Source organism: Vibrio sp. 10N.261.55.A10, assembly GCF_041470825.1.
In the GTDB taxonomy this organism is placed as follows: Bacteria; Pseudomonadota; Gammaproteobacteria; order Enterobacterales; family Vibrionaceae; genus Vibrio; species Vibrio crassostreae_C.
Window position 1 is genome coordinate 1 of the sequence record NZ_JBFRNC010000066.1, and the last position, 1638, is coordinate 1638.

At 46.4% G+C, this 1638-nt stretch carries 1 protein-coding gene; it reads left to right on the forward strand.

Features of this window, described 5'->3' with window-relative positions:
* The first annotated feature begins 63 nt into the window (after positions 1 to 63).
* A protein-coding gene (locus AB4274_RS19215) for an IS3 family transposase (protein ID WP_372112959.1) occupies positions 64 to 1598 on the forward strand; the annotation gives its coding sequence in 2 pieces (ribosomal slippage) (positions 64 to 517 and positions 517 to 1598; 1536 coding nt in all).
* The last annotated feature ends 40 nt before the right edge of the window (positions 1599 to 1638 follow it).

Below are 1638 nucleotides of genomic sequence, written 5' to 3' on the forward strand. Positions count from 1 at the left end.
CCCTATCTGGCAGGGTAGATGTCACTGTTAAAATTTAACCAGTTTGGGCGATAAAGAGTAATTGTGTCTCGTATCTCAGTAGAAAGAAAAGAAGCTATATTGAAGAAGCTATTACCTCCCTATTCAATGTCAGTTAAAGAAGTGTCGGAAGAGGAAGGAATTAGCACTGCGACCCTGTATAATTGGCGCCAGCAACTCAGACGTTCAGGAGCCGCCGTGCCAAATAGCAACACTTCATCAGAGCAGTGGTCAGCTCAAACTAAACTTGCCATTGTCGCTGAAACCTACTCAATGACAGAAAGTGAACTCAGCCAATATTGTCGTGAAAAAGGTCTTTTTCCAGAGCAAATCCAAAGCTGGCGCAGCGAATGTATGCAAGGGTTTAAGTCGAGTAAAGAGCAGGAAGCTGAAGCAAAGAAGCAGGCTAAAGCTGACAAACTTGAAATCAAAGAGTTGAAGAAAGATTTACGACTCAAAGAAAAAGCACTCGCTGAAACGGCCGCTCTCTTGGTACTAAGAAAAAAGCTGAGAGCCTTTTACGGGGAAGAGCCAGAGGACGACTAACCTCAACCGATGAAAGGCAGACCATAGTGACTCTTATCCTTGAAGCGAAGCAATGCGGGTGTCGTTTAGAGCCAGCTTGCCATGAAGTTCAAATCGACTTGAGAACGTATCGTCGCTGGTATCAGCAAGGTGAAGTTCAAGCTGACAAAAGGCCAATATGCCTCAGACCTGAGCCTGCTAACAAGCTGTCGCAGGAAGAGCGTGATGCGATAATCGAGGTGTGTAACCGCTCTGAGTTTGCAAGCTTGCCTCCAACTCAAATCGTCCCGACACTGCTTGATAGAGGTGAGTATATCGCCTCTGAGTCGAGCTACTACCGAGTGTTGAGTACGCAGGGGCAACTTCACAAACGAGGTCGTCAGCGGAGCAGACAGAAGCAAGCGAAGCCAACCAGTTACACAGCGACGGACTCGAACCAAGTCTATACGTGGGATATCACTTACTTACCTTCAAAAGTTCGAGGCCAACATTATTACCTGTATGTCATTGAGGACATCTACAGTCGAAAAATTGTTGGTTATGAAGTGTATGAGCATGAATGCGGTGAGCTGGCGTCACAACTTCTGCAACGAACGTTGATGCGAGAGCAGTGCTTCAATCAAGCTCTGGTTCTTCACTCCGATAATGGTGCGCCGATGAAGTCGTTGACGTTCAAAGCCAAAATGGAAGAGTTAGGTATTACTTCATCGTATAGTCGCCCAAGAGTCAGTGATGATAACCCGTATGTTGAGTCATTGTTCCGCACGGTAAAGTACATGCCAAGCTGGCCAACGAAAGGCTTTGAAACAATCGATAGTAGCCAAAGTTGGGTTGAAGCCTTCGTACGCTGGTACAACACCGAGCACAAGCACAGTCAGCTAAATTACGTCACGCCTTCAGAGCGTCACAATGGAAAAGATAAAGAGATCTTGAAGCGTCGTGTAGAGGTATTGCTCGCTGCAAAACAGCGAAAGCCTGAGCGGTGGTCTGGTGATATCAGGAACTGTGCGCCTGTTGGTGACGTTCACCTAAATCCAGAAAGAGAAGCTGCTTAATAAGTAAGCAAATGATGACAACTACCTTGAAAAACACCGC